At 59.4% G+C, this 3,003-nt stretch carries 2 protein-coding genes; both read left to right on the forward strand.

Annotation, left to right across the window (positions count from 1 at the left end):
- The first annotated feature begins 123 nt into the window (after positions 1–123).
- Complete coding sequence (locus tag RR842_RS06195) at positions 124–1,062, forward strand: aldolase (RefSeq protein WP_332512976.1); 939 nt, start codon at positions 124–126, stop codon at positions 1,060–1,062.
- Between the two features lie 403 nt (positions 1,063–1,465).
- The coding region (locus RR842_RS06200) for a catalase (protein WP_332729260.1) at positions 1,466–3,003 on the forward strand (1,538 nt) is incomplete at its 3' end.

Below are 3,003 nucleotides of genomic sequence, written 5' to 3' on the forward strand. Positions count from 1 at the left end.
CGGTTGCCATTCACGGGGTTTTCCTGTGAAAGGTGCAGTACGGCGGCGCTTTTTCGCTAGAATGACGGTATCGACAAGGCGGGTTCGCCTTGCCCGTTGAAAGATCCAATAAGGAGGAACACCATGCCCCAAATCACTCGTGACCAGGTACGGGTGCCGGCTGACGTCATGCCGGAGTCTCGCGACGAGTACATCAAGAACTACCTGTTGGCCACGCGCGGCACGGGCCGTCTCATGCTGTTTGCGTGCGACCAGAAGATCGAGCACCTCAACAAGGACTTTTACGGTGAGGGCATCGATATCGCCGATGCCGAGCCCGAGCACCTGTTCAAGATCGGTGACCAGGGCGTATGCGGTGTATTGGCCGGTCAGCGCGGCTTGATCGCGCAGTACGCTGCCGACTATCCCGAGATCAACTACCTCGTGAAGATGAACTCGAAGACGAACATCGTGGGCACCAAGCAGGATGATCCCTATTCGCCACAGCTCTACGATTTGGACGCGGTGCTTGCTATGCGCGAAGCCGGCGTGAACGTCGTGGGTCTCGGCTATACCCTGTATCTGGGCAGCGAGTACGAGTCCACCATGTTGGCCGAAGCCGGCGAGCTTATTGCTCAGGCGCATGCCAACGGTTTGCTCGTGGTGCTGTGGATCTATCCTCGCGGCAAGGCTGTCACGGCTGAGAAGGACCCGGCGCTTATCGCCGGCGCTGCCGGCGTGGCCTTGTGCCTGGGTGCCGACTTCGTGAAGGTGAACCCGCCCAGCGCGAGCGAGGGTGCAACGTCTGCCGATAACCTGAAGATCGCCTCTATGGCTGCTGGTCGTACCGGCTTGGTGTGTGCAGGCGGCTCGACGGTTGACGCCGAGACGTTCCTCACCCAGCTGCACGACCAGATCCATATCGGCGGTGCCACCGGCAACGCCACGGGCCGCAACATCCATCAGCGTTCGCTGGATGAGGCCGTCCGCCTGACGAAGGCTATTAGCGCCATCACCCTGGCAGACTACTCTGTCGCCGACGCTCTGGCCGTCTTCAACGGCGAAAAGGATTTCTCGCTGTAAAACGCAGGGTAGTTCCGTGTTTGCCGAGCGCCTCCTTGCATCGAAGGAGGCGCTTTTTTGGTGCCGACGGCCTTTGAGTGCCTGCGCACCAATTCCTGCAACGCTGTTGCAGGGAAGCCAGGGCAACCCCTGTTTCGACAAATATCGCCGTCATGAAACGCGTTCGCTACCAATAGAGGGTATCTTTCGCCACTCTCATATTCACGTGTCAAAATTAGGCTAACTGCCCAGAATCAATCGTTTTTTCGTTACTCAATAAGCAACTGTGTGCTTATTGAGAATGAATATCAATAAGTATGGCATTAAAGGGCTTAGGACGCGTAAAATGAATCTCATGAGAAGGCAAGATGTACCGCATCTTGCAGACAACGTTTTCGTTCACTGAACGGAAGGGGACAGTCCAATGGCAGAATCCAGCATCGATACCACGAAACTTTTCAGCGAGAACGGCGCTCCCGTCGCCGACAATCAGAACACGCTCACGGCGGGCGAGCGCGGCCCCATGATGCTCCAGGACAACTGGATGATCGAGAAACTTGCGCACTTCGACCGCGAAGTAATCCCCGAGCGCCGCATGCACGCAAAGGGCTCGGGTGCCTTCGGCACGTTCAAGGTCACGGGCGATATCACGAAGTACACGAAAGCCAAGGTGTTCGAGCCGGGTGCCGAATCCGAAGTGTTTATTCGCTTCTCCACGGTGGCGGGCGAGCGCGGCGCGGCCGATGCCGAGCGCGACATCCGCGGTTTCGCCATGAAATTCTACACGTCCGAGGGCAACTGGGACTTGGTGGGCAACAACACGCCCGTGTTCTTCTTGCGCGATCCCAAGAAGTTCATCGACCTGAACCACGTGGTGAAGCGCGACCCGCACACCAATATGCACTCGCCGCAAAGCAACTGGGACTTCTGGTCTAGCCTGCCCGAGGCGCTGCATCAGGTAACCATCGTCATGTCCGATCGAGGCATCCCGGCCAGCTACCGCCACATGCACGGCTTCGGCAGTCACACGTTCAGCCTGATCAACGAGAACAACGAGCGCACCTGGGTCAAATTCCACCTACGCACCCAACAGGGCATCAAGAACCTCACCGATGCCGAAGCGGCCGAGATTGTCGCTGGCGACCGCGAGAGCCATCAGCGCGACCTGTTCGAGGCCATCGACCGTGGCGAGTTCCCGAAGTGGACATTCTCCATCCAGGTGATGGACGAAGCCACGGCCAAGAACTACAAAGAGAACCCCTTCGATATCACGAAGACGTGGAGCCATAAAGAGTTCCCGTTGATCGAGGTGGGCGAGCTGGAATTGAACCGCAACCCCGAGAACTACTTTGCCGATGTTGAGCAAGCCGCATTCAACCCGCAGCACCTGGTGCCGGGCATCGGCCTGTCGCCCGACAAGCTGCTGCAGGGTCGTCTGTTCGCCTACGGCGACGCGCAGCGCTACCGCCTGGGAGTGAACCACAACCACATCCCGGTAAACCGTCCGCAGTGCCCCTACGCCGAGTTCCACCGTGATGGTCAGATGCGCGTCGATGGCAACTACGGCGGCGCTATTGGCTACGAGCCCAACAGCTACGGCCAGTGGGCCCAGCAGCCCGAGGCTGCCGAACCGCCGCTGGATCTGTTCGGCCCCATGGATGCGTGGGACCCGAAGGACGATCCCACCGACGACACGTTCTATCAGCCGGGCGCTCTGTATCGCCTGATGGAAGAAGGCCAGCGCGCCGTGCTCGTCGAAAATACGGCACGCAACATGACGGGCGTGACCGACAACATCAAGCTGCGCCACGCCGCTCACTGCTACAAGGCCGATCCCGAGTATGGCACGCGTCTGGCCGAGGCCATGAGTCTGCCTATCGACGAGGTCGTGCGCCTGGCGGGCCTTACCCATGAGGAGCGCATGGCTGCCACGGGCCAGCAGGTTCCGCCGCTGAAAAAGGG

It is taken from the genome of Gordonibacter sp. (assembly GCF_036667095.1).
Classification (GTDB): domain Bacteria; phylum Actinomycetota; class Coriobacteriia; order Coriobacteriales; family Eggerthellaceae; genus Gordonibacter.

Coding starts and splice junctions, on each gene's coding strand:
- RR842_RS06195 (WP_332512976.1), top strand. CDS start 124: ATGCCCCAAATCACTCGTGACCAGGTACGGGTGCCGGCTGACGTCATG.